Annotated in this window: 19 protein-coding genes; 5 read left to right on the top strand and 14 right to left on the bottom strand. The window is 69.7% G+C overall.

Annotation, left to right across the window (positions count from 1 at the left end; translation table 11 throughout):
* Positions 1-9: 9 nt before the first annotated feature.
* Genes aftB through glf form a run of 5 tightly spaced genes read right to left on the bottom strand, consistent with a single transcriptional unit; the run spans position 10 to position 6,676 of the window.
* Positions 10-2,043 (bottom strand): terminal beta-(1->2)-arabinofuranosyltransferase, encoded by a 2,034-nt coding sequence (aftB, locus tag AC30CM_RS23125; RefSeq protein ID WP_490119254.1) that lies wholly within the window; start codon positions 2,041-2,043, stop codon positions 10-12.
* Positions 2,021-2,938, bottom strand: a complete 918-nt coding sequence (locus tag AC30CM_RS23120; protein ID WP_490119253.1) for a decaprenyl-phosphate phosphoribosyltransferase — start codon at positions 2,936-2,938, stop codon at positions 2,021-2,023. The genes aftB and AC30CM_RS23120 overlap by 23 nt, the downstream gene beginning before the upstream one ends.
* On the bottom strand, positions 2,935-3,474 hold the full coding sequence (locus AC30CM_RS23115; RefSeq protein ID WP_490119252.1) for a phosphatase PAP2 family protein: 540 nt from the start codon (positions 3,472-3,474) through the stop codon (positions 2,935-2,937). Before AC30CM_RS23115 ends, AC30CM_RS23120 begins: the two co-directional genes overlap by 4 nt.
* Positions 3,471-5,432 carry a glycosyltransferase gene (locus tag AC30CM_RS23110; protein WP_490119251.1) on the bottom strand — a complete coding sequence of 654 codons (1,962 nt, stop codon included), beginning with the start codon at positions 5,430-5,432 and terminating at the stop codon, positions 3,471-3,473. Before AC30CM_RS23110 ends, AC30CM_RS23115 begins: the two co-directional genes overlap by 4 nt.
* Positions 5,429-6,676, bottom strand: a complete 1,248-nt coding sequence (gene glf, locus AC30CM_RS23105; RefSeq protein ID WP_490119250.1) for a UDP-galactopyranose mutase — start codon at positions 6,674-6,676, stop codon at positions 5,429-5,431. The genes AC30CM_RS23110 and glf overlap by 4 nt, the downstream gene beginning before the upstream one ends.
* Positions 6,677-7,050: 374 nt before the next feature.
* Between glf and AC30CM_RS23100 the strand changes: the two genes are divergently transcribed.
* Positions 7,051-8,034, top strand: a complete 984-nt coding sequence (locus AC30CM_RS23100) for a hypothetical protein (RefSeq protein WP_490119249.1) — start codon at positions 7,051-7,053, stop codon at positions 8,032-8,034.
* A gap of 149 nt (positions 8,035-8,183) precedes the next feature.
* Entirely contained in the window at positions 8,184-9,812 is a 1,629-nt protein-coding gene (locus AC30CM_RS23095) for an N-acetylmuramoyl-L-alanine amidase (RefSeq protein WP_490119248.1), read from the top strand.
* Between the two features lie 51 nt (positions 9,813-9,863).
* Here the strand turns inward: AC30CM_RS23095 and AC30CM_RS23090 are convergent, their stop codons facing one another.
* From AC30CM_RS23090 to AC30CM_RS23080, 3 genes are read right to left on the bottom strand one after another with little or no spacing between them, the layout of a single operon-like run.
* Positions 9,864-10,676 (bottom strand): HAD family hydrolase, encoded by an 813-nt coding sequence (locus AC30CM_RS23090; RefSeq protein ID WP_490119247.1) that lies wholly within the window; start codon positions 10,674-10,676, stop codon positions 9,864-9,866.
* The gene (locus AC30CM_RS23085) at positions 10,676-11,422 is read right to left on the bottom strand and encodes a lysophospholipid acyltransferase family protein (protein WP_490119246.1); all 747 of its coding nucleotides are present in this window, start codon (positions 11,420-11,422) and stop codon (positions 10,676-10,678) included. Before AC30CM_RS23085 ends, AC30CM_RS23090 begins: the two co-directional genes overlap by 1 nt.
* Before the next feature lie 14 nt (positions 11,423-11,436).
* Positions 11,437-12,201, bottom strand: coding sequence for a lysophospholipid acyltransferase family protein (locus AC30CM_RS23080; protein WP_490119245.1), 765 nt, complete (start codon positions 12,199-12,201; stop codon positions 11,437-11,439).
* A 172-nt stretch (positions 12,202-12,373) separates the two neighbouring features.
* Here AC30CM_RS23080 and AC30CM_RS23075 point away from each other — a divergent pair, with 172 nt between their 5' ends.
* Both AC30CM_RS23075 and AC30CM_RS23070 read left to right on the top strand, forming a co-directional pair.
* Positions 12,374-13,924 (top strand): Rieske 2Fe-2S domain-containing protein, encoded by a 1,551-nt coding sequence (locus AC30CM_RS23075; RefSeq protein WP_490119244.1) that lies wholly within the window; start codon positions 12,374-12,376, stop codon positions 13,922-13,924.
* The gene (locus AC30CM_RS23070) at positions 13,921-14,259 is read left to right on the top strand and encodes a hypothetical protein (RefSeq protein ID WP_490119243.1); all 339 of its coding nucleotides are present in this window, start codon (positions 13,921-13,923) and stop codon (positions 14,257-14,259) included. The genes AC30CM_RS23075 and AC30CM_RS23070 overlap by 4 nt, the downstream gene beginning before the upstream one ends.
* A gap of 12 nt (positions 14,260-14,271) precedes the next feature.
* On the opposite strand, the gene AC30CM_RS23065 is transcribed toward AC30CM_RS23070, so the two are convergent.
* From AC30CM_RS23065 to serS, 6 genes are all read right to left on the bottom strand, one after another.
* Positions 14,272-15,699 (bottom strand): amidase, encoded by a 1,428-nt coding sequence (locus tag AC30CM_RS23065; RefSeq protein WP_490119242.1) that lies wholly within the window; start codon positions 15,697-15,699, stop codon positions 14,272-14,274.
* Positions 15,696-16,955 carry a M20 family metallo-hydrolase gene (locus tag AC30CM_RS23060; RefSeq protein ID WP_490119241.1) on the bottom strand — a complete coding sequence of 420 codons (1,260 nt, stop codon included), beginning with the start codon at positions 16,953-16,955 and terminating at the stop codon, positions 15,696-15,698. Before AC30CM_RS23060 ends, AC30CM_RS23065 begins: the two co-directional genes overlap by 4 nt.
* 23 nt (positions 16,956-16,978) lie before the next feature.
* Positions 16,979-18,316: an MFS transporter gene (locus AC30CM_RS23055; RefSeq protein ID WP_490119240.1), complete on the bottom strand. Its 1,338-nt coding sequence runs from the start codon at positions 18,314-18,316 to the stop codon at positions 16,979-16,981.
* Positions 18,317-18,460: 144 nt separating this feature from the next.
* On the bottom strand, positions 18,461-19,369 hold the full coding sequence (locus AC30CM_RS23050; RefSeq protein ID WP_490119239.1) for a LysR family transcriptional regulator: 909 nt from the start codon (positions 19,367-19,369) through the stop codon (positions 18,461-18,463).
* Positions 19,370-19,396: 27 nt separating this feature from the next.
* Positions 19,397-20,200, bottom strand: coding sequence for a DUF5718 family protein (locus tag AC30CM_RS23045; protein WP_490119262.1), 804 nt, complete (start codon positions 20,198-20,200; stop codon positions 19,397-19,399).
* A gap of 83 nt (positions 20,201-20,283) precedes the next feature.
* Positions 20,284-21,540, bottom strand: a complete 1,257-nt coding sequence (gene serS / locus AC30CM_RS23040; RefSeq protein ID WP_490119238.1) for a serine--tRNA ligase — start codon at positions 21,538-21,540, stop codon at positions 20,284-20,286.
* Positions 21,541-21,652: 112 nt separating this feature from the next.
* Here serS and AC30CM_RS23035 point away from each other — a divergent pair.
* On the top strand, positions 21,653-23,048 hold a 1,396-nt coding region (locus AC30CM_RS23035; RefSeq protein WP_490119237.1), incomplete at its 3' end, for a septum formation family protein.

Here is a 23,048-nt window from a genome sequence, read left to right as displayed (position 1 = left end):
GACAAGCGGTCACGGACCCGTGGCGGGCATGCCGGTGTAGGGCGCCTCGCGGTACTCCGGAACCGGCAGACCGCAGCGATACAGCTCGTAGAGCGGGACGCGGTCGATGCGGTAGGAGTTGAACTCGAACGCGTGCACCAGGTTCGACAGGAACCGGCGCGCCCCCAGGGGCGCGCGCACCGAGTTCAGCAGGGCCTCGGTCCGCGGGCAGGCCAACGCGGCCTGCGCCTGGGCGATCCAGTCCTCGTCGAGATACGGCGGGATGTACGGCCGCTCCTTGAGGAACGGTCCCTCCGCCACCGCCCAGTCGGGGAACAGGTTCTTGTCGTGCCCGATGCGGCCGTCCTCGATGCGCGCCGTGTGCGCCGCCAACGGGTTCACCAACCCGATCTGATCGATGACCCGCACGTCCAGGCCGACGTTCATGCTCGTCATGCCCATGTTGGTGAAGAACACCGTGTGCGGACCCCGGTAGTCGCGCCGCGGCGGTTGCCCCGGCGCGGGCGGGGGCGGCGGCAACGCCGGCACCACGTCCCACTGGTCGTAGTTGCCCGACGGCAGCAGCAACGCCCCGTCCGGCGTGTTGTCGATGGCCTGGATCATCGCGCGCATCCGCGGGTAGTCGAGGTAGTCGGCCGCCGTCAACGGATGCGCGTGCCCGGTGGCCTGCGCGTAGAACCGCCGCTCGTCGACGATGCCGGACTGCGTGACCCGCGTCGCGTCGGCCCCCATGCCCGGCGAATTGGCGGCCCACAGCGACCAACCCGCGATCGCCAGCCAGATGGCGGTCGTGGAGCCGGCCAGCAGGTACCCACCCACCCTGGTGAAGCGGGTGCCGTCGGGCAGCACCACCGGGATGACGGCGATGGGCATCAGCACGCAGAACAACGGGGTGAGCAGCACCCGGCCGTGCATGAAGTCCCCGCCCTGGCGGGTCCAGTAGACGGCCTGCAGCACGCCGCTGAGCACCATGAACGCGACGACGGCGGGTGGGCTCTGGACGGTGCGGGTCAGCCGGCTCACGCCGTGAGGTGGGCGGTGCGTCGACCACCACGGCATGGTCCTGGTCGCGAACATCACCAGGCCCACCGCGGCCAACAGCATCAGCGGGATGAACAGCAGATACGGCTCGTTGAAGTTCGCGAGGTAGGTGAAGCCCTGATCCCACTTCGATCCGGTGGCGTCCTTGGCGATCGCGGTGTTCGGCACGAGCAGGCCGTAGTAGCCCATGCGGAAGATCTCGTAGGCCACCGGCAGCAGACCGCCGGCCACCACGATGCCCAGCCGCCTGCGCCACCCGCTGGCGGCGATCAGCATCATCACCAGCGCCACCCCGCCGAGCAGGGCGAGTTCCGGCCGCACCAGCACGCTGAGGCCCGCCAGCGCGGCCAGCGTCAGCTCGAACGCCCGGCCCGTACCCGGCCGGGGCACCGCCGGGGAACCCGATGGCCGCGCCACCGGAGGCGCCGCGCGGAAGCCCTGCGACCAGCACACCATCATCCACCACAGCAGGCCCAGATAGGCCAGCGCCAAACCATTTTCGAGCCCGGAGGTGGCGAAGTCCCTGGCCGGCGGGATCGCGACGTACACCAGCACGCCCGCGGGCAGGACCACCGCGCGCTTGCCCCGCAGACCGGGGGCATACAGCCGGCCGGTGCCCAGCATGGCGAACACCACGCCGACGATGCTCAGCGTCAACGCCAGCCACAGCGCCACGTACTCCAGTTGCAACGAGCCGCCGAGCCAACCGCCCGCGGTGACCAGGTACGTCCACAGCGTCGAGGTGTTGGCCTCGATGCGCTCACCCGCGTTGAACACCGGCCCGTTGCCCGCCAGCAGATTGCGCACCGTGCGCAACACGATCAAGCCGTCGTCGGCGATCCAGCGACGCTGCCAGGCGCCCCAGCCGAACAGCACGGCCACCACGACGACGCCGAGCCACAGGCTGATCCGGACGCCGGCCTCGTACGGGAACGCCGCGCCGCGCGCCAGCCGGCGCGCCACCGCCGATACGAGACGGTCAGCTGAGGATGACTGCGGCACCGAGCGTTCCGATCAGGGCGACGGCGAGCAGCTGAAGGACGCGGTCGCGCAGGGCGATTTCCTCGGGTTCGCCTGCCATGCCGCCGTCGACGTCGACGGCGTAGCGCAGGATCGCGATGGTGAACGGGATCATCGACACCGCGAACCACGACCCGCCGGTGAGGCGGTCGCGTTCGAACGCCCACAGCCCGTAGCAGACCACCACCGCCGTCGCCGACAGCGTCCACACGAACCGCAGGTAGGTACTGGTGTAGGCCTCCAACGACTTCCGGATCTTGGCGCCGGTGCGTTCGGCCAGCTGCAGCTCGGCGTACCGCTTGCCGGCGACCATGAACAGCGACCCGAAGGCCATCACCAGCAGGAACCACTGCGACAGCGGGATGCCACTCGCCGCGCCGCCCGCGATGGCGCGGATCAGGTAGGCCGACGACACGATGCAGATGTCCAGCACCGCTTGATGTTTGAGCCCGAAGCAGTACGCCAGCTGCATCACCAGGTACACCGCGATGACGACGACCAGCGCGGGCGCGGTGTACCAGGACAGCCCCAGCGACACCACCATCAGCACGACGGCCAGCCCGTAGGCCAGGTTCGCGGGTACGACACCGGCGGCGATGGGCCGATACCGCTTGGTGGGATGCTGCCGGTCGGCCTCGACGTCGCGCGCGTCGTTGACGAGGTAGATCGACGACGCCGCGAGGCTGAACGCGACGAACGCCAGTGCGACACTGACGGACACGTCGCGGAAGTCGTAGGTGATGTTGGACCCGAGTGCGAACAGCGGCGCCGCCAGCACTAGCAGGTTCTTCACCCACTGGCGCGGACGGATGGCCTTGACGATGCCGCCGGCCAGCGTCTTCGGCGGACCGGCGACCTCCTTGGCTTGCTCGCTCACCTGCCCGCCTCCTTCGCCGCGTTCGCCGCTGAGTCAACCACGCGCGCGACCGCGGCTCCGACTGCGACACCGGTCAGGACGTCGGTCGGGTAGTGCACGCCGAGCACCAGGCGCGACAGTGCCATGGGCGGGACCAACACCCACGGCAGCGGCAGCCCGGTGACCCGGCCGAGCAGGACCGCGGCCGCCGTCGTCGACGTGGCATGGGCGGACGGAAAACTGAGCTTGCTGGGCGTGCCCACGTTGACCGCGACGTCCGGATGATCGGGCCGCGTGCGCTTGACGACGCGCTTGATCACGACCGCGGCGGCGTGCGCGGCGAACGCGCCCACCCCGACGGTGACCCACTCGCGGCGGCGGCGCGGCTGGGCCAGCGCGCCGACGGCGGCCACCCCCAGCCAGCCCGCGCTGTGTTCGCCGAAGTGCGACAGCGCCCGAGCGGTGGGCAGCACGCCGGGACGCCCCGCGATGGCGTGCTGGACCGCGGCCAGCACCGCGTCCTCCCCCCGCGGCGCCTGGTAGGCGTCGAGGCTCACGAGCGCAGCGCTTCCGGGGTGCCCGACGCGGCCGGCGTGGTCGGCAGCACCATCTCCCACTTCTGCTTGCTGGCCAGCGTCGGCAGCGCCTCGCGGTACACCCGCCGCATCCGGTTGAACTTGCGCAGCAACAGCAGCTGCCTGCGCAGCGACTCGCGCAGCAGTTCGCGCGCCTTCTCCCGGTCGCGCTGCCGGTACACCACGCCCCGGCCGTCGGCGGTGGTCACCGTGACCCCGTCGACCACGCACAGCGAGAACCACCGGGCATCCTGCGTGGCGACGTTGATCTGGGGCCGCACGTGGTGGGCCGGATCGTGGGGCTTCACCTGGTGCAGCACGCCACGCGTGAGGCGGGCCCCGATGGCCAGCGGGCCCACGGGGATCTTGACCTTCCTGCGCCACTTCTTGTCCGACGGCGTGGGCAGCGTGGTCGCGCTCTCCAGCACGACGGCGTCGGGGTACTGCTGGCGCATCGCCCGGATCTCCGGCAGCGCCGACTCGAGGATCGAGAAGATGTGCTCGGGCCCGGCCAGGAAGTCGTCCATCGCCCTGTTCTGGATGGCGACGGTCGAATACTCAAGGCACATCAGGTGTTTCACCGTCGCCTTGAAGTGACTGGCAACCAGGCCGCGGATGTTGCCGTCCCAGTGCATGGCCGCGACCACCAACCGGTTGCGCAGGTGGAAGTACGCCTGCCAGTCGATGGCGTCGTCCTTGTCGCTCCACGCCATGTGCCAGATGGCCGCACCGGGCAGCGTGACGGTCGGGTAGCCGTGCTCCCCGGCCCGCAACCCGTACTCGGCGTCGTCCCACTTGATGAACAGGGGCAGCGGCTGGCCCAACTCCTCGGCGACCGACCGCGGGATCATACACATCCACCAGCCGTTGTAGTCGACGTCGATGCGTCGGTGCAGCATCCGGCTGCGCTCGGAATCCTCGTCGGCCAGCGGGTACTTGGCGAAGTTGTGGTCGTACTCGGTGTTCACCGCGTTGGTCCACATGAAGTTCTCGGCGGCCACCATCTCGCCCATCACGTGCAGATGGCTCGGCTCCTGCAGGTTGAGCATCTGGCCGCCGACGAGCGTGGGCACCTTCGCGAACCGGTTCAGCGCGAGTGCCCGCAGCACCGAGTCCGGCTCGATGCGGATGTCGTCGTCCATGAACAGGATCTGTTCGCAGTCGGTGTTCTTCAGCGCCTCGTACATCACCCGGCTGTAGCCACCGGAACCGCCGAGGTTGGGCTGGTCGTGAATGGTGAGGCGATCACCCAGGGCGGCCGCGGCGGCGGCGAAACCCGGATGATCCTTGGCCTTCTTGGTGCCCTGGTCGGACACGATGACGGCGCCGACCACGTGGTCCACCAGTGGGTCCGACGTCAGCGCGGCCAGGGCGTTGACGCAGTCGCCCGGCCGGTTGAAGGTCGGGATGCCGACGGCGACGTTGGCGCGACCCGGCGCCTCGACAGGCGCGTACCAGCCCGCGCCGTGCACGGTGACCTGGGTGTCGGTGGTGATGTCGAACCAGATCCAGCCGCCGTCCTCGAACGGTTCGAGGCCCACCTCGAACTCGACGACCACCGGGGTGTCGGCATCCGGACTGTGGGCGGCCTCGCCGCCGACGGTGATGCGGGCGCCGGTGGCCTTCGACCGGTAGACGTCGACCCGGGCACTGCCGGTCAACTCGACGCGCAGTACCACCGATTCCAGGATCGACCAGCGTCGCCAGTAGCTGGCGGGGAAGGCGTTGAAGTACGTCGCGAACGACACCTCCGACTCCGCCCCGATCTCCAGCGTGGTGCGCGTCGGGGCGTGCGCCCGCCTGGCGTTGGTGTCGGATTCCTCGATGTAGAGCTTGCGGACGTCGAGCGGTTCACCGGGGCGCGGCAGGATCACGCGCGACAGCAGGCTCACCGCGCGGGTCTGCCCGTCCTCGAGTGCTCCGGAGGGAATGTCGCTCATGCGGGGTTACCTTCTCCGTCCTTCGGACCCACCAGGGCTGCGCCGTCGCGCAGGTGCGGGGCCAGGGTGTTGTCGTACATGTTGAGTGCGCTGGCGATCGCCATGTGCATGTCGAGGTACTGGTAGGTGCCGAGGCGGCCACCGAAGAGCACCTTCGCCGACGCGGTCTCTGCCTTGGCACGTTCGCGGTAGGCCGCGAGCAGCGTCCGGTCGGCCTCGGTGTTGATCGGGTAGTACGGCTCGTCGTCGGCGTCGGCGAAGCGCGAGTACTCCCGCATGATCACGGTCTTGTCTTCGGGGTACGCCCGCTCCGGGTGGAAGTGGCGGAACTCGTGGATGCGCGTGTAGGGGACGTCGGCGTCGTTGTAGTTCATGACGGGCGTGCCTTGGAAATCGCCGCAGTCGCTCAATACCTCGAGTTCGAAGTCGAGGGTGCGCCAGCCCAATCGGCCCTCGGCGTAGTCGAAGTAGCGGTCCAGCGGCCCGGTGTACACGACGGGGGCGTCGGGACTGGCGGCACGGAGTTCGTCGCGCACCTCGAACCAGTCGGTGTCGGTGCGCACCTCGATGCGCTCGTCGGCGGCCATGTTCTCCAGCCACGCGGTGTAGCCGTCGACGGGCAACCCCTCGTAGGTGTCGTTGAAGTACCGGTTGTCGAACGTGTATCGCACGGGCAGCCGCGTGATGTTCGCGGCGGGCAGCTCCTTGGGATCGGTCTGCCACTGCTTGGCGGTGTAGTGCTTGACGAACGCCTCGTAGAGCGGGCGCCCGATCAGCGAGATCGCCTTCTCCTCGAGGTTCTGCGCGTCGGCGGTGTCGATCTCGGCAGCCTGCTCGGCGATGAGCGCGCGCGCCTCGTCGGGGGTGAAGTACCGGCCGAAGAACTGGCTGACCAGACCCAGCCCCATGGGGAACTGGTAGGCCTGCCCGTCGTACATGGCGAACACGCGGTGCTGGTAACCGGTGAAGTCGGTGAACTGGCGCACGTAGTCCCAGACGCGCTTGTTGCTGGTGTGGAAGAGGTGCGCGCCGTATCGGTGCACCTCGATGCCGGTGGTGGGCTCGGCCTCGGAGTAGGCGTTCCCGCCGATGTGTGGTCGACGTTCGACGACCAGCACGCGCTTGTCGAGCTGCGTGGCGACGCGCTCGGCGATGGTCAGGCCGAAGAAGCCCGAACCGACGACGATCAGGTCGGGGCTGCCGGAGGAGGGGGACGGAGCGACCGCGGTATCAGAGGTGGTCATCGGCAGCTAGGGTATCCGACTCCGCTCGACGTTCCCGAACGCCAGGCGCGGCGTGGGGCGGGTGCGACCGGTGCGCCACGAGACCCTTCCGTGACCTCGGTCGCCGCCTCCCGTCGGGTTCCGCCGCCCCCGACGCCGGCCGAATGCGCAGGTCGACGACGCGCGAGCGGTCGAGTGCGGCGCCGTCACCCGCTCGCGGCGGGCACATCGCGATTCGCTCACGATTCCGCATCGTCACTCCAGACTCACTAGTCACATCCGTACCATCGAGCACGTCGGTGAAGACGATTGACGAGTCGTCCCCACCGGTTGCATAGCCCCCGAGAACTCCCTCCGCGAGTTCTACGAGTAGTCCAGATATTGAGGAGACTTCCGTGCCGAACCGTCGTCGCCGCAAGCTCGCGACAGCCATGAGCGCGGTCGCGGCCCTGGCCGTTGCAAGTCCAGTTGCCATGGTCGCCGTGTCCGACTTGTCCCCCGAGAAGGATCAACCGCAGCACCGCGAATTCGTGCAGGCCGCGATGATCACGGATCTGCCCAACGAGTTGATGTCCGCCCTGTCCCAGGGTCTGTCGCAGTTCGGCATCAACCTGCCGCCGCTGCCCATGGGCCTGCTGACCGGATCGGGCTCGCCCGCGACGTCGCTGACCTCACCCGGCCTCACGCCCGGGCTCACCGCACCCGGCCTCACGCCCGGGCTCACCGCACCCGGCCTCACGCCCGGGCTGGGCGCCCCGGGCCTCACCGCCCCCGGCCTCACCGATCCCGGCCTCACCAACCCGGCACTGACCACGCCGGGCCTCGCCTCCCCCGGGCTGACCGTCCCCGGCGTGACGCCCCCCGGCGCACCGACGCCCGGCCTCACCGCGCCGGGAGCCGCGGCCACCCCGGGCCTGACCACGCCGGGTCTCACCGACCCTGGCCTCACGAATCCGGCGCTGACCAGCCCGACGGGCCTGACCGCCCCCGGCCTGACCACGCCCGGGCTGAGCCCGACGACCCCCGGACTGACCACGCCGGGTCTGGGTACGCCGGGGCTGGCCACACCCGGACTGGCGACGCCGATCTCCAACAGCGTCGGATTGCCCGGCACCAACGAGATCCCGATCGGCGCCCCCGTCGGCCTGGATCCCTCGGCAGGCACCTACCCCATCCTGGGCGATCCCTCGATCGGCCTGCCGGCAGCCGCCCCCGCCGCGGGGAGCACCGGCCTGCTCGGTGACCTGTCCAGCGCCGCCAACACCCTGGGCGCCGGCCAGGCGATCGACCTGCTCAAGGGCATGGTGATGCCCGCGATCATGTCGGCCGTGCAGACGGCCAAGCCCGCCGCGGCCGCCGCGGCACCGCCCATCCCGTAGACCTCCCACGAAACGGCACCGCAGAAGCGCCCGTCGCTCTGCGGTGCCGTTGCGTGGTGGCCGGCGTCGACGAATGGCCGGAGGGAAAAGTCGACACGTTTGGTGTGTCGAAACACTGGTAACACTTGCCCCATACGTAACATCGCCCCGTGCCGAGTGTCCGGGCTGTCCCTTCGCTGCTGCTGTCCGCAGTGCTCGCGACGGTGCTGTTGCTGCCCTGGGCCGTCAACGGCCTGGACCCCGCGCCCGCGCCACGCGTCGACCCCCTCCTCCTGGTGGAGAAGCGCCTCGACGGCATCGGTGGCGGCGAGACGATCCGCGACGTCACCCAGGAACACCCCTTCTCGATGGTGGCGCTCACCTCCAACGACCTCACCGCCACCTCCGTGCGGGTGCGGGCCCAGAAGGCCGACGGGACGTGGGGCCCCTGGTATGACGCGGACCCCCTGGAGGGCATGGGCGACGACGCGGCAGCCGCTTCCGAGGCGCCGCGCGGCACCGACCCCGTGTTCGTCGGCCGCACCACCCACGTCCAGATCGCGGTGACCCGGCCGCCCACCGCCACCCCCAGCACCGCAGGCCCACCCGACTCCGGCACCGAAGGCAAGCCGAACCTCGGCTACGTGCCCGCCAACGTCGAACAGCCCACCGTCCCGGACTTCAACGCCGTGCTGATCAGCCCGCCGCAGTCACCCGTGGACGTCGGAGGACTGCCCACCGCCGCCACCGTCCCCGGCCAGGCACCCGTGGTGATCCCGCGCGCCGGCTGGGGCGCCGACGAAGCCCTGCGATGCGGAAAGACGGAGTACGACAGCGGAGTTCGCGCAGCAGTGGTGCACCACACGGCGGGCAGCAACGACTACGCGCCCGAGGACTCCGCAGGCATCGTCCGGTCGATCTACGAGTACCACACCCGCACCCTCGGTTGGTGCGACATGGCGTACAACGCCCTGGTCGACAAGTACGGCCAGGTCTTCGAGGGCCGCGCGGGCGGTCTGTCCCGCCCCGTCGAGGGCGCCCACACCGGCGGGTTCAACAAGGACACCTGGGGCGTGGCGATGATGGGCGACTTCGAGACCGTGCCCCCGACGCCCATCCAACTGCGCACGACGGGCCGGCTGCTCGGCTGGCGGCTGGGCCTGGACCACGTCAACCCCAAGGGCACCGTGGTGCTGACCTCCGACGGCAGCAGCTACACCCACTTCCCCAGGGGCGCAACGCCGACGCTGCCCACGATCTTCGCCCACCGCGACGTCGGCAACACCGAGTGCCCCGGCAACGCGGCCTACGCGCTGATGGACCTGCTGCGCGACACCGCGGCCAAGTTCGACACCGCGCCGGGGCCACCCAGTCTGGTCGACTCGTTGCGCGGCGGCGCCATCTTCACCAAGTGGACCTCCATGGGCGGCGAGGCCAGCCCCCTCGGCGCACCGAAATCACCTGAGGCGCAGGGCGAGAACGGCGCCCGCTACGTCAACTTCACCTCCGGCGCCATGTACTGGTCACCCACCAGCGGGGCGGCGCCCATCACCGGCGCCATCTACGACGCATGGGCCGATCTCGGCTTCGAGCGCGGCGCACTGGGTCTGCCCACCAGCGGCGAGATCTCCGAACCGCTGTGGATCGTGCAGAACTTCCAGCACGGCACCCTCAACTTCGACCGCGAGACCGGCAGGGTCACCCGAGTGATCGACGGTGTCGCCATCGAACTGCCCAAGCACGAACACCCCGGCCCGCCGGTGCAGCTGGAACGCTTCACCCCCATCAGCTTCGGCTGACGGCACCGCACCCGCACGGGCACTCGCACGGGGCACCCAGCCACCCGGGGCCTAGCCCCAGAATCGCTCCAGCACGCGCGCCAACCCGTCCTCGGTGTTGCGCGCCGTCACCTCGTCGGCGGCCGCGACGGCTTCGGGATGAGCGTTGCCCATCGCCACGCCCAGCCCCGCCCACCGCAGCATCGGGACGTCGTTGGGCATGTCGCCGAACGTCACGATCTCGTCGTGTCCGATCCCCAGCGGCTGCGCCACCTCCTCGAGACCGGTGGCCTTGCTGATCCCGCGCGGCACCACCTCGATGAGACCGTTGTTGGTCGAGTAGGTCATGTCGCCGAGGTGGCTCAGGTGCGGCTCGAGGGCGTCGCGCAGGTCGGCGCTGCGCGCGCCCGCCATGCGGATCAACAGCTTCACCGCAGGCGCACTCAGCAGATCCTCGACCGACACCTCGGTGTTGTCCGGGTTGAGCCACGCATGCTCGTAGCCGGGCGAGCTGACGAACTGCGGCGTCGCGGCGTCGTGGGCGCTGCGACCCACGCGCTCGACCGCCAGACCCGCCCCCGGGACGACGCGGGTGGCCACCTCCGCCATCTCCGCGAGCTGCTCCGGTGCCAACGTCCGCGCCGACAGGATCCGATCGGTCGCCGGGTCGTACAGCACTGAACCGTTGGCGCACACCGCAATCGGCGCAAACCCGAGACCGTCGACGACGGGCGCGATCCACCGCGGCGGACGTCCCGTGGCGAGCACGAAGGTCACGCCCGCGTCGACCGCGGCGCCCACCGCGGCCTTCGTGCGCGCGCTGACGCGTTCCTCGTCGTCGAGCAACGTGCCGTCGACGTCGGTGGCGATGAGCGTGGGAGCCACTAGCCGCGGCCCGTCTGCTTGCGGGCACGCGCGGCCAGTTCGGCCTCGTCGAGCAGGCGTGCCTCCGCAGGCGTGGGCGCGGACCCGCCGAGCCGGCGCGGCACCCAGTGTGCCCCCGCCGGGTGCGGATGGCGTTCCTGCACGCGGTGCAGGATGGCGGTCATCTCCGACCGCAACCTAGTCATCACCTCATCGACCGTACCCGCAGGCCGGATCGGCGCTCCCGCCACCACCGCGATCGGAACGTGGTTGCGGCCCAGAGACTTTGGATGGTCCTTGGTCCAGATGCGCTGCGCCCCCCACACGATCAGCGGCACGATGTCCACGCCCGCCTCCAACGCCATGCGGGCGGCACCGGTCTTGAAGTCCTTCAGCTCGAAACTGCGGCTGATGGTGGCCTCCGGATAGACCCCCACCAGCTCGCCCGCACGCAGCTGCTCGACGGCCACCGGATAGGCCTCGGCGCCGGAGCGGCGATCGACCGGAATGGTCTTGCTGTGCCTGATCACGAAGTTGACCACCCGCACGTCCTGCATCTCGGCCTTGATCATGAAGCGCATCCGCCTGCCCCGCGCGGTCGCGGCAAGCGCCGCGGGCAGGAAGTCGACGTAGCTGGTGTGGTTGATCGCCACCACCGCACCACCGGTGGCGGGAATGTTCGTCAGCCCCTCGAAGGTGATGCGGGTGCCCGTGGCCCGCACCGCCGCCCGGCCCGCGATCTCCAGACTGCGGAAGACCGGTTCCATCGTCCGCCGAATCCCTACTCCTGAGGATCGGCCGCAGCCCTGCGGGCGGCCTTCTCGGCGGCCTCCTCGGCATCGAGCCGGTCGGCCTCCGCCAGCGACGGGGCGCCGCCGCCCAACCGGCGCGGCACCCAGAACTCCCCGGCCGGGTGCGGCCCGTAGGAATCCTGCACCTGCTCCAACAGCTGCTGCATGCGGGCGTGCAGCAGCGACGTCAGCTCCTCGGCGGGCAGGGTGGGCTCGATGGGCTCGCCCACGGCGATCGAGATGGGCACCTTGGGCCGCCACATCGTGCGGGGATGACCCTTCGTCCAGATGCGCTGCGCCCCCCACACGATGTGCGGAACGATCGGCACGTCGGCGGCGATGGCCATCCGGGCCGCTCCCGACTTGAAGCCCTTGATCTCGAAACTGCGGCTGATGGTCGCCTCCGGATAGACGCCCACCAACTCGCCCTCCTTGAGCCGCCGACACGCCTCCTCGAACGACGCCGCGCCACTGTCCCGATCCACCGGAATGTGCCGCAGGCTGCGCATGATGGGTCCGCTGACCTTGGAGTCGAAGACTTCCTTCTTGGCCATGAACCGCACCTTGCGCCCTCGCCCCTGCAGATAGGCGGGCAGCCCGGCGAACGTGAAGTCGAAGTAGCTGGTGTGGTTGATCGCGATCACCGCGCCACCGGCCACCGGCAAGTTCTCCACGCCGGTGACGGTGAACTTCAGCCCTTGGGCCCGCCACACCAGGCGCGCGACCTGGATGACCGTGCCGTATACGGGTTCCACGCGCACAGCCTAGACGGCGCATTGCCGCCGCGAGCCGGCAAGGTCGAATGCGTGAGCCTTCCGTCACGAACCGTGCCGAGCGGATCGCGGCCCACCGTCGCGCGTGGGACGGCTCCGACGCCGGACCACGGTAGACTCCAGGGGAGTCACCACACCGCAGGGAAGGCAATACGTGCAGGTCACAAGCGTCGGACACGCCGGATTCCGCATCGACACGGCGGCCGGGAGCATCCTCTGCGACCCCTGGGTCAACCCGGCGTACTTCGCGTCCTGGTTCCCGTTCCCGGACAACACCGGCCTGGACTGGGACGCCCTCGGCGACATCGACTACCTCTACGTCAGCCACCTGCACAAGGACCACTTCGACCCGGCCAACCTCGCCGCACACGTCAACAAGGACGCCGTGGTGCTGCTGCCGGACTACCCCGTGCCGGACCTGCGACGCGAACTGCAGAAGCTGGGCTTTCACCGGTTCTTCGAGACCACCGACTCGGTGAAGCACCGTGTCAGCGGTCCCAAGGGCGACCTCGACGTGATGATCATCGCGTTGCGTGCCCCCGCCGACGGCCCGATCGGCGACTCCGGGCTGGTGGTCTCCGACGGTGTCACCACCGCGTTCAACATGAACGACGCCCGGCCCATCGAACTCGGGGTCCTGGAGGAGAACTTCGGCCACGTCGACGTGCACATGCTGCAGTACTCGGGCGCCATCTGGTACCCGATGGTCTACGACATGCCCGCCCGCGCCAAGGAGGCGTTCGGTACGCAGAAGCGGCAGCGCCAGATGGACCGCTGCCGGCAGTACATCGCACAGGTCGGGGCCACGTGGGTGATCCCGTCCGCCGGACCGCCGTGCTTCCTGGACCCCGAACTGCGCGACCTCAACGACGACCACGGCGACCCGGCCAACATCTTCCCGGACCAGATGGTGTTCTTGGATCAGCTGCGCCGCAACGGCCATGACGGCGGCCTGCTGATGATCCCGGGGTCGACGGCGGACTTCACCGGCACCGAGCTGAACGCCCTGCGCCACCCCCTGCCCGACGCCGAGGTCGAGGCCATCTTCACCACCGGCAAGGCCGCCTACATCGAGGACTTCGCCCAACGCATGGCCCCGGTGCTGGCCGCCGAGAAGGCCGCCTGGGCGCCCGCCGACGGCGAGCCGCTGCTGGAGCCCCTGCGCGCGAAGTTCGAGCCCATCATGATCCAGACCGATCAGATCTGCGACGGCATCGGCTATCCCGTCGAACTGCGCATCGGCGCGGAGACGGTGGTGCTCGACTTCCCCAAGCGCATCGTGCGCGAGCCCATCGCCGGCGAGAAGTTCCGCTACGGCTTCGCGATCGCTCCCGAACTGGTGCGCACGGTGCTGCGCGACGACGAACCCGACTGGGTCAACACCATCTTCCTGTCGACCCGGTTCCGGGCGTGGCGCGTCGGCGGCTACAACGAGTACCTCTACACGTTCTTCAAGTGCCTCACCGACGAACGCATCGCCTACGCCGACGGCTGGTTCGCCGAAGCGCACGACGACTCCGCGTCGATCACCATGGACGGCTGGGAGATCCAGCGTCGCTGTCCCCACCTCAAGGCGGACCTGTCGAAGTTCGGCATCATCGAGGGCGACGAGCTGACGTGCAACCTGCACGGGTGGAAGTGGAACCTGGCCAACGGCCGCTGCCTCACCTCGAAGGGCCACGAACTCCGGAGCCGCAAGCTGTGACGGCAGCGGGATCCTACGACGACGGTCTGGTGCAACTGGACCGGCACGCGCTCACGTTGCGCCGCTACCACTTTCCCTCGGGAACGTCGAAGGTCATCCCGCTCTCCGCCGTCCGTGGCTACCGCACCGAGCCATTGGGGCTGGCGCTCAACAGGTTTCGACTATGGGGTAGCTCGGACCTGCGCCGGTGGCTACCACTGGACGTGGGGCGGCCACTCAAGTCGACGCTGGTGACGCTGGACGTGGCAGGCACCCGGCCCAGCCCGGCGTTCACCCCGGCGCGCGCCCAGGAGTTCACCGCCGTCCTGGACGCGCTGCTGGCGCAGCGTGGTTGACCCGCGGCGACGTCAGCCCAGTCCCTGGAACCCGACCAGCGCCTCCACCACCTGCGCGACGCGGAACACCATCGCCTCGTCCCCGGGATGGCCGACCACCTGCACGCCCGTGGGCACTCCGACGCCCGACATGCCGCTGGGCACCGACAGCACCGGACACGCGTTGGCGACGTTGAACGGTGACGTCATGTGTCCCTCCCAGTAGTGCCGCAGGTGCCGTTCCCCCGCGTCGACGCCGTCGAGGTAGTCACCGTCGGCACGCAGGGAGGCCACCGCCGAGGTCGGGCACAGCAGCACGTCGACGTCGGCCAGCACCCGTGCGAGGTCGGCGCGCAACGCGGCATCCATCGCCAGCGAGTCGATCAGGTCGTAACGTGCCGCTGCGGCAGCACAATCGGCGATGAACCGGCGCGTGTAGGCGGCCAGCTCACCCTCGGTGCCCGCGGTCTCGCGGGCCATCGCCGGACCCAGGATGTGGCCGAAGTGCGCGAAGATCGTCTCGCGCACCAGGTCGGTGGTCCACGGCGGATTTACCTCGACCACGTCGGCTCCCGCCTCGGCGAGCGCCGTCGCCACCGCACGCGTGTTGTCGGCCACGTCGGGTGCCACCGGGAAGTCACCCAGCCGCACCGACAACCCGACGCGCAGGCCGGCCACCCCACCGGCCAGCGAGATCGCCTCACCGGTGGGCCCCCACGAATCGTGGTCCACCGGATGCCGGCCCGACATCACCGACGTCAACAGCGCCACGTCGGCGACGGTGCGGGCCATGGGACCGTCGCCGCGGTACCAATCCTTGGCCAGCGGCGGCAGCCCCGGGATGCGGCCGTACGGCGCCTTGTAACCCACCGTGCCGGTGAAACCCGCCGGGATCCGGGTGGATCCGGCGATGTCCGACGCGGTGGCCAACGTCGTGAATCCGGCCGCCAAGGCCGCTCCCGCCCCGCCGGACGACCCGCCGGGAGACGTCTCGAGATTCCACGGATTGCGCGTGACGCCCCACATCGGCGAGTGCGTCACCGTCGCGCAGCTGAACTCGGGGCTCGTGGTCCGGGCGTGAATCACCCCGCCCGCCAACTTGATTCGTTCCACCACCGGGTGATCGGCCTCGGCGATCCGGCCGCGGTGGGCCGCCAAGCCCTGCTCCAGCGTGCGGCCGGCGATGCCGTGCTTCTCCTTGGTGGCCACGGTCAGGCCCAGTAGCGCCGGCGGACGCTCCCCCGTCGCCGCACACCTCGCGTACTCGTCGGCGGCGTGCCGGGCAGCCGTGATCGCGTCGTCGAACATGGTCTCGGTGAACGCGTTGACACCCGTCGCCGCATCGCCACCGTGCTCGCGGATCTGAGCGATCTGCGCCTCCAGCACGTCCACCGGTGACACCTCGAGGTGGCGGAACGCCTCGAGGAGTTCGGTGGCGCTGCGGTGTGCGAGATCGCTCACGCGCGCACCTCCTGGGCCAACGCCCCGTGCACCATCTCCCACGCCACGTTGGTCAGCGCCGCCACACCGGCGACCATGTCGTCGTCGGTGCTGAACTCGCGCTCGCAGTGGCTCACCCCGTCGATGGACGGGATGAACATCATGACGGTGGGCACGATCCGGTTCATCGGCACCGAGTCGTGGCCCGCCATGGTGCGGATGGGCCGCACCGACAACCCGAGGTCGGCCGCGACCTTCTCGGTGAGGTCGATGCCCGCCTGGGGGAAGCGCTGGATGTCGCGGACGTCGAAGTCCCGCACGTTGATCGCGATGTCGTGCTCGCGCGCGATCTCGGCGATGTCGGCAAGCAGGCTCGCGCGGGCCTGGGCGACGATCTCCGGCTCCGCCGACCGCAAGTCGGCCACCAGGTGCACGCGTCGCGCCACCACGATGGGCGAGTTGGGCTCCACGGTGAAGCGACCCACCGACGAGACCAGGGCCTCGGGCTCGAACTTCGCGGTGACGTCGTGCACGCGCAGCACCACCTTGCTGGCAGCCACCAGCGCGTCGTGCCGGTCCGCCATTGCGGTGGCCCCGGTGTGCGACTGCTCCCCGAGCACCTCGACGTCCAATTTCTGCGTGTACCAGGAGAAGTCGACGGCACCCAGGTTGATGCCCTCGCGCTCGAGGATGCGGCCCTGCTCGATGTGGATCTCGGCATACCCGGCGACGTCCGGGCGCGGGTCGCAGCCGCGGTACCCGATGGCCTCGAGCGCCTCGGCGACGCTCACCCCGTCGAGGTCGCGTACCGCGAGCATCTCCTGCTCGTCCATGGCTCCGGTGAACACCGACGATCCCATGATCGACGGCGGGAAGCGGCCGCCCTCCTCGTTGAACCAGTTGACCACGCCGAGGTTCAGGGGCACCGGGGCACCGTCGGCGGCGATGCGGTCCTGCACGCTCGCGGCGGCGTGCAGTGCCGCGATCACCCCGTAGGCGCCGTCGAACCGGCCGCCCAGCGGCTGCGAGTCCAGGTGCGAGCCGATGAGCACGTACGGTGCGCCCGGAGTGAACTCGAGCAGCGCGAACATGTTGCCGATGGCGTCGACGCGCACCTCCCACCCCCGTCGGGCGGCGAAGCCGGCGAACCAGTCTCGGGTGAGCTTGTCCTCCGGCGTGGCAGCCTGGCGGTGCACCCCGTCGTTGGGGGTCGCGCCGAACGTGGCCACGTGGTGGAAGTCGGTCAGGAAGTCCTGGGATACGTCGGATCGGGTCATGGGAAATCCTCTCGGCGGGCGGGTCAGCTGACGCGCTGGCGGGTTTCGGGAACGTTGGTGAACACCAGGAAGAGCCCGACGAGGACGGCGGCGGCAGCCATGTAGAAGCCCGGCGCAGAGTCGGTACCGGTCGTGGAGACCAGCATGGTGCCGATGAACGGGGCGGTGCCGCCGAAGGCCGCGTAGGCGACGTTGTAGCTGATGGCCGCCGAAGTGAATCGGGTTTCGGTGGTGAAGATCTCGACGAAGAACGTGTAGCAGCCGCCGCCGTAGACGCACATCGGGACGACGAACAGCAGCTGCCCGGTGATGGCCAGTGCCAGCGACCCACTGGTGACGAGCATGAAGCACGGGATCGACAGCACCGCCAGCGCGGCGGCGCCCGTGATGAGCATGGGCTTGCGGCCCACGCGGTCACCGATCATGCCGCCGATGGGCAGCAGCACCGCATACAGCGCCATCGCCAGCGCGTTGGCCGCCAGCGAGGCCTCGCGGCTGAGTTCGCCGGTGACCTGGACGTAGGAGACGAAGTAACCGGACAGGAAGTAGAAGCCCATGGCCGTCAGCGCCATCACGCCGATCACCTGCAGCATGCGAACCCGGTTCTCGCGGAACGCCTCTCGGATGGGGCTGTATTCCTCGTGCTCGTGCTTGGCCAGCACCTGCTTGAACGCCTCGGACTCCTCGGTCTTCGACCGGATCCACAGCCCGAAAAACGCCAGCGGCAGCGCCAGCAGGAACGGGATGCGCCAGCCGTAGGAGTCGAAGTCCTGCGACGACATGGTCGACGAGAGCACCAGGATCAGCGTGCCGCCGATCACCGAGGGCAACGCGGTGGCGGCCAGGGTGACGTTGATCCAGAAACCGCGGCGCTCCAGTGGGGCGTGCTCGAAGACGAAGGCGGGCGCTCCGACGGACTCGCCGCCTGCGGAGAATCCCTGGATCAGGCGGCACAGCACCAGCAGGATCGGCGCCAGCACGCCGACGGCGCCGTAGGTGGGCAGCAGGCCGATCAGCGTGGTGGCCAGTCCGATGGCGAGCAGCGTGACGAACAGGACCTTGCGCCTGCCGATGCGGTCGCCGAGCGCTCCGAAGAACAGCCCGCCCAGTGGGCGCACCAGGAACGCGACGCCGAAGGTGGCGAAGGTGGCCAGCAGCCCGGCCAGCGCGTTCTCGCCGGGAAAGAACAGGTGCGACAGCGTGACCGCGGACAAGCCGTACAGCGTGAAGTCGTAGAACTCGATGAACTGGCCGATGCTGCCGCCGGCCAGCACGCGCTTCTGCATGCCCGACGGCGCCGGGGCAGCCGGCGGGTGTGCCTGCGTCGTCGTGTCGGCAGTAGAGCCTTCGCTCGTCTGCATGACCGCCTCTTCTCGTCGATGGGTGGGTCTCGCACCGTGGAGCATGCGTGTCGAGCCAGTGTGTCGAGCCTCACCCGAACGAGTCCAACGAAAAAGACTGAACCCTCTGATCGAAGAAATCGATCAGAGCGCGCGGCCGCGGGCTCAGTCCGCCAGCAGGTCCGCGCAGATCTCCTCGAAGGCAAGCGATTTGCGTGTCGGCCTGCCGTCACGCAGCCGCACCAGCACCAACTCGGTCGGCGGCAGCTCGTCGGCCAGCTCCAGCGGCACCACCCGCCCGCCGGCGTACGTGACGTCGCGCAGCAGACGCCAGTTCAGCAGCGAGTACCCGTGCCCCATGCTCACGTACGAGCGCACCGTCTCGTATCCCGACACCAGGTGCCGCACCCGGGGCCGCACCCCCAACCGCTTGAAGATGTCGAGGTAGTACTCCCGACTGTGCTTGAGGTCCAACAGGATGAACGGCTCGGACTCGAACTCCCGCAGGTGCACCGGCACGTCCGGCGTGGCCGCGCGCGGGTGGTTCTCCGACACCAGCAGGTGCGGCGGCACCTGCTGCAACACCCGGTACTCGACGTCGGGCCCCAGACCCAGGTCGTACATCAGCGCCGTCTCACACGTGCCCTCGTTCAGGGCGCGGATCAGCGTCTCCTGATCGGCCTCCAGGAAACTCAACGTCACCTCGGGATGCCGCCGCTCGAACTCCACCAGGATCTTCGGCGCCAAGAACGGTGCCAGCGGCGAGAAGATGCCCGCCACCAGATCCCCCGCCAGCTCCTCCCGCTCGGCCCGCACCGAGTGGTAGAGCAGGTCGGCGTCCTCCAGCACGGTCCTGGCACCGATCAGCAACCGTCTGCCCGCGGGCGTCAACCGCAGCCCGCGGTTGGAGCGCCGGTGGAACAGCTGCACGCCCACCTCGCGCTCCAGCTGACCGATGGCCGCCGACAGCGTCGACTGCGTGACGTTGAGTTCGTAGGCGGCCGCGCGCATGTTCTCCAGCCGGGCCACCACGGTGAAGTACCGCAGCTGCACCAACGTGAACGACTTGGCCATGAGCGCGCCGCCGGTACGGGTGGCCGGCTACCCCGTGACCGTCTGGCGCAGCTCCGAGACGACGTCGGACGCCGTGTCGTACACCCGCACGACCGACTGGTCACCCGGCTGCAGGTACGTGGTCTCACCCAGCGCGGTGTACCGCGTCGCGCCGATGCCGATCAGCACGCGCTCCGGGCGTCCCGCGGCCACCATCAGCGCGCCGACGTCCTCCAGCGGCGTCTCCGGTGACCCCTTCTGGTTGGCCAGCCGTTCCGTGACCCAGTCGAGCAGCACCTCGCCGTAGTAGGAGTAGCCCAGCAGCGGGCTGTCGACGCCGTACGCATGCTCCTCACCGGCGGCGGTCAGCAGGTGGCACACCAGGCGCAGCGTGGCCGTCGGGCCGTCGGGCGTCAGATCGCCGACGTCGAAGAACGTGGCCGCCACGCCCTTGGACGCCGGCCCCCAGTTCTTCTTGTGGCTGATCTTCGGCGCGTTGGGCCTGCGGATCGAGCAGTCGTTGAAGGCGCCCAGCGCGAACGGCCGCAACGACGCCACGGTGTCGCCCTGCCACGCGACCTCGCACGCCAAGCCCACCTCGGGCTCGATCTGCAGGTTCAGCGGCGCGTCGCTGGCAGGCAACCGGATGGTGTCGTGCGACAGCGGGAACTCCCCGAGGAAGCCGTCGACGCCCGGGGCGTACCACGGGAAGATGCCCTTCGGGGCGTTGCCCTCGCTGCTGACGTTGACGAAGTCCACCGACTCCCCCGCCTGCTCGAGGTGCCCGGCGAAGTTGCCCGCCACGCCGAGGCCGAACCACCCCGACAACTCCTCGAGGTCGACGTCGACCAGCTTGAGTTCGCTCGCACGCTCGCTCGCGGCCTTCGATTCGCTCGCACGCTCGCTCGCGGCCTTCGATTCGCTCGCACGCTCGCTCATGACGACGAGATCACCGACCTTCCCACGTAGGGCACCAACGCCTCCGGCACTCGCACGCTGCCGTCGGGCTGCTGGTGATTCTCCAAGATGGCGACCAGCCACCGCGTGGTGGCCAGCGTTCCGTTGAGTGTCGCGGCGATCTGCGGCTTGCCGTTCTCGTCGCGGTAGCGCGTCGACAGCCGACGCGCCTGGAACGTCGTGCAATTCGACGTCGACGTGAGTTCGCGGTAGGTGCCCTGCGTGGGCACCCATGCCTCGCAGTCGAACTTGCGGGCAGCCGACGAGCCCAGGTCCCCCGCGGCCACGTCGATGACGCGGTACGGCACCTCGATCTTGGCCAACATCTCGCGCTCCACGTTCAGCAGCCGCTGGTGTTCGGCCTCGGCATCGGCGGGCGTGCAGTAGACGAAGCCCTCTACCTTGTCGAACTGGTGCACGCGGATGATGCCGCGGGTGTCCTTGCCGTAGCTGCCCGCCTCCCTGCGGAAGCACGACGACCAACCCGCGTAGCGCAGCGGCCCGTCCGACAGATCGATGATCTCGTCGGAGTGATAGCCGGCCAGCGGCACTTCCGACGTCCCGACGAGGTACATGTCGTCGGCTTCCAGGCGGTAGATCTCGTCAGCGTGGGCACCGAGGAACCCGGTGCCCGACATCACCTCGGGACGCACCAGCACCGGCGGGATCATCAGTGAGAACCCGTGCTCGGTGGCCGTGCGCACGGCCAGCTGCATGATGCCGAGCTGCAGCAGCGCGCCCACGCCGGTGAGGAAGTAGAACCGCGAGCCCGACACCTTGGCCCCGCGCTCCATGTCGATCAGACCGAGGCTCTCGCCCAACTCGAGGTGGTCCTTGGGGTTCTCGAGGGCCGGGGGCTCCCCGACCGTCTCGAGGACCACGAAGTCGTCCTCCCCGCCCGCGGGCACGCCGTCGATGATGACGTTGCCGATCGCCATGTGCGCGGCGGTGAACGACTGCTCGGCCAGCAGCTGTTCGGCCTCGGCGGCCTTCACCCGGTCGGCGAGGCCCTTGGCGTGCGCCAGCAGGACGGGCCGCTCGTCGGGCGACGCCGCGCCCACCCGCTTGCTCGCGGCCTTCTGCTCGGCACGCAAGGTGTCCGCGGTGGAGATCGCGGCGCGGCGGGCGGCGTCGGCGTCGAGGAGGGCGTCGACGAGGGCGGGATCCTCACCGCGCGCCCGCTGCGAGGCGCGCACGCGGTCCGGATCGTCACGCAGGAGCTTGAGGTCGATCACGGCCTCGACCCTACTTTTCGGCGACCACGGCAGTCGCAGCGAGGTCGGCAAGCGTCAACCACATAACGTTACAACTGCATCTCTTGCCCCACGACTCGACGCGCCTGTCACAATGGACCGGATGTTCGAAGCACCGAGCCTGGAGGAACAGCAGGCCGCCGAGGCCACCCGGGCCGCCCGGGCCTCGCGGGCCGCGCGCGGTCGCGCCTGGCTGCGCAGCCTGCAGTCCAACGGCACTCGCCGCGGTCTGCTGCTCACCGCCCTCGGCGGACTGCTGATCGCCGGCCTGCTCACCGCCCTGCCCGCGGGTACCGGTGCAGGGCCCATCGGCGCGCTGACCACCGGCACCGCGCTGGGGTCGCGCACCACCGACACGTTCGACAACGCCAAGAGCGGCGACTGCCTGAACTGGCCCGAGCGCACGCCCGATGCCGCCGAGATCGTCGACTGCTCGGCCGACCACCGCTTCGAGGTGGCCGAGTCCATCGACATGAGCACGTTCCCGGGCAGCGAATACGGCCCCGACGCCGCACCGCCCTCGCAGGCACGCATCCAGCAGATCAGCCAGGAGCAGTGCAGTGCGGCCGCCAGGAACTACCTGGGTCCCAAGTTCGACCCGAACGGCAAGTTCACCGTCAGCCTGCTGTGGTCGGGCGACCGGGCGTGGCGTCAGAAGGGCGAGCGCCGCATGCTGTGCGGCCTGCAACTACCCGGCCCCAACAACCAGCAGCTGTCGTTCAAGGGCAAGGTCGCCGCCCTCGACCAGTCGCAGGTGTGGTCACCGGGCACCTGCCTGGGCATCGACCCCGCCACCAACCAGCCCACCGACATCCCCGTCGACTGCGCGGCACCGCACGCCATGGAGGTCACCGGCGCCGTCGACCTGTCGCAGAAGTTCCCGGGCCCGCTCCCGTCGGACGCCGACCAGGACGCCTTCATCAAGGACGAGTGCACCCGCCAGACCGACGCCTACCTGGCCCCCATCGCACTGCGCAACACCACGCTGACGCTGATCTACGGCACCATCTCGCTACCCAGCTGGACCGCCGGCAGCCACCAGGTGTCCTGCAGCATCGGCGCGACACTCGGCAACGGCGGCTGGTCGACGCTGCTCAACAGCGCCAAGGGGCCGCTCCTCATCAACGGCCAGCCACCCGTCCCGCCGCCGGACATCCCCGAGGAACGGCTCAACCTGCCGCCCATCCCCATGCCGGACACGTCGAACCAGATGTCGTCCGAGATCGACCTCAGCGACCAGGGCCAGTCGGGCTCCTCCGGCGCGAACTCCGGCTCCAACTCACAGCAGGGCGGCTCCAACCAGCACCTCCCCGACCAGGGCAGCACGACCGCCAACCCGTCCGCGACCAACTCCCCCTCCGGATCCGGCACCGCCACGCCGTCGGACGGCACCGCGCCGCCGCCGCAGGGCAACACGTTCCTCAACGGCCCACCGGCTGGCCCACCCCCCGCGCCCGGAGCGCCGCCCGCCGACGCACCGCCCCAGGACG

This window comes from Mycobacterium sp. DHQP2018-32-09 (genome assembly GCF_058148405.1).
This window is presented reverse-complemented; position numbering and strand designations above follow the sequence as displayed.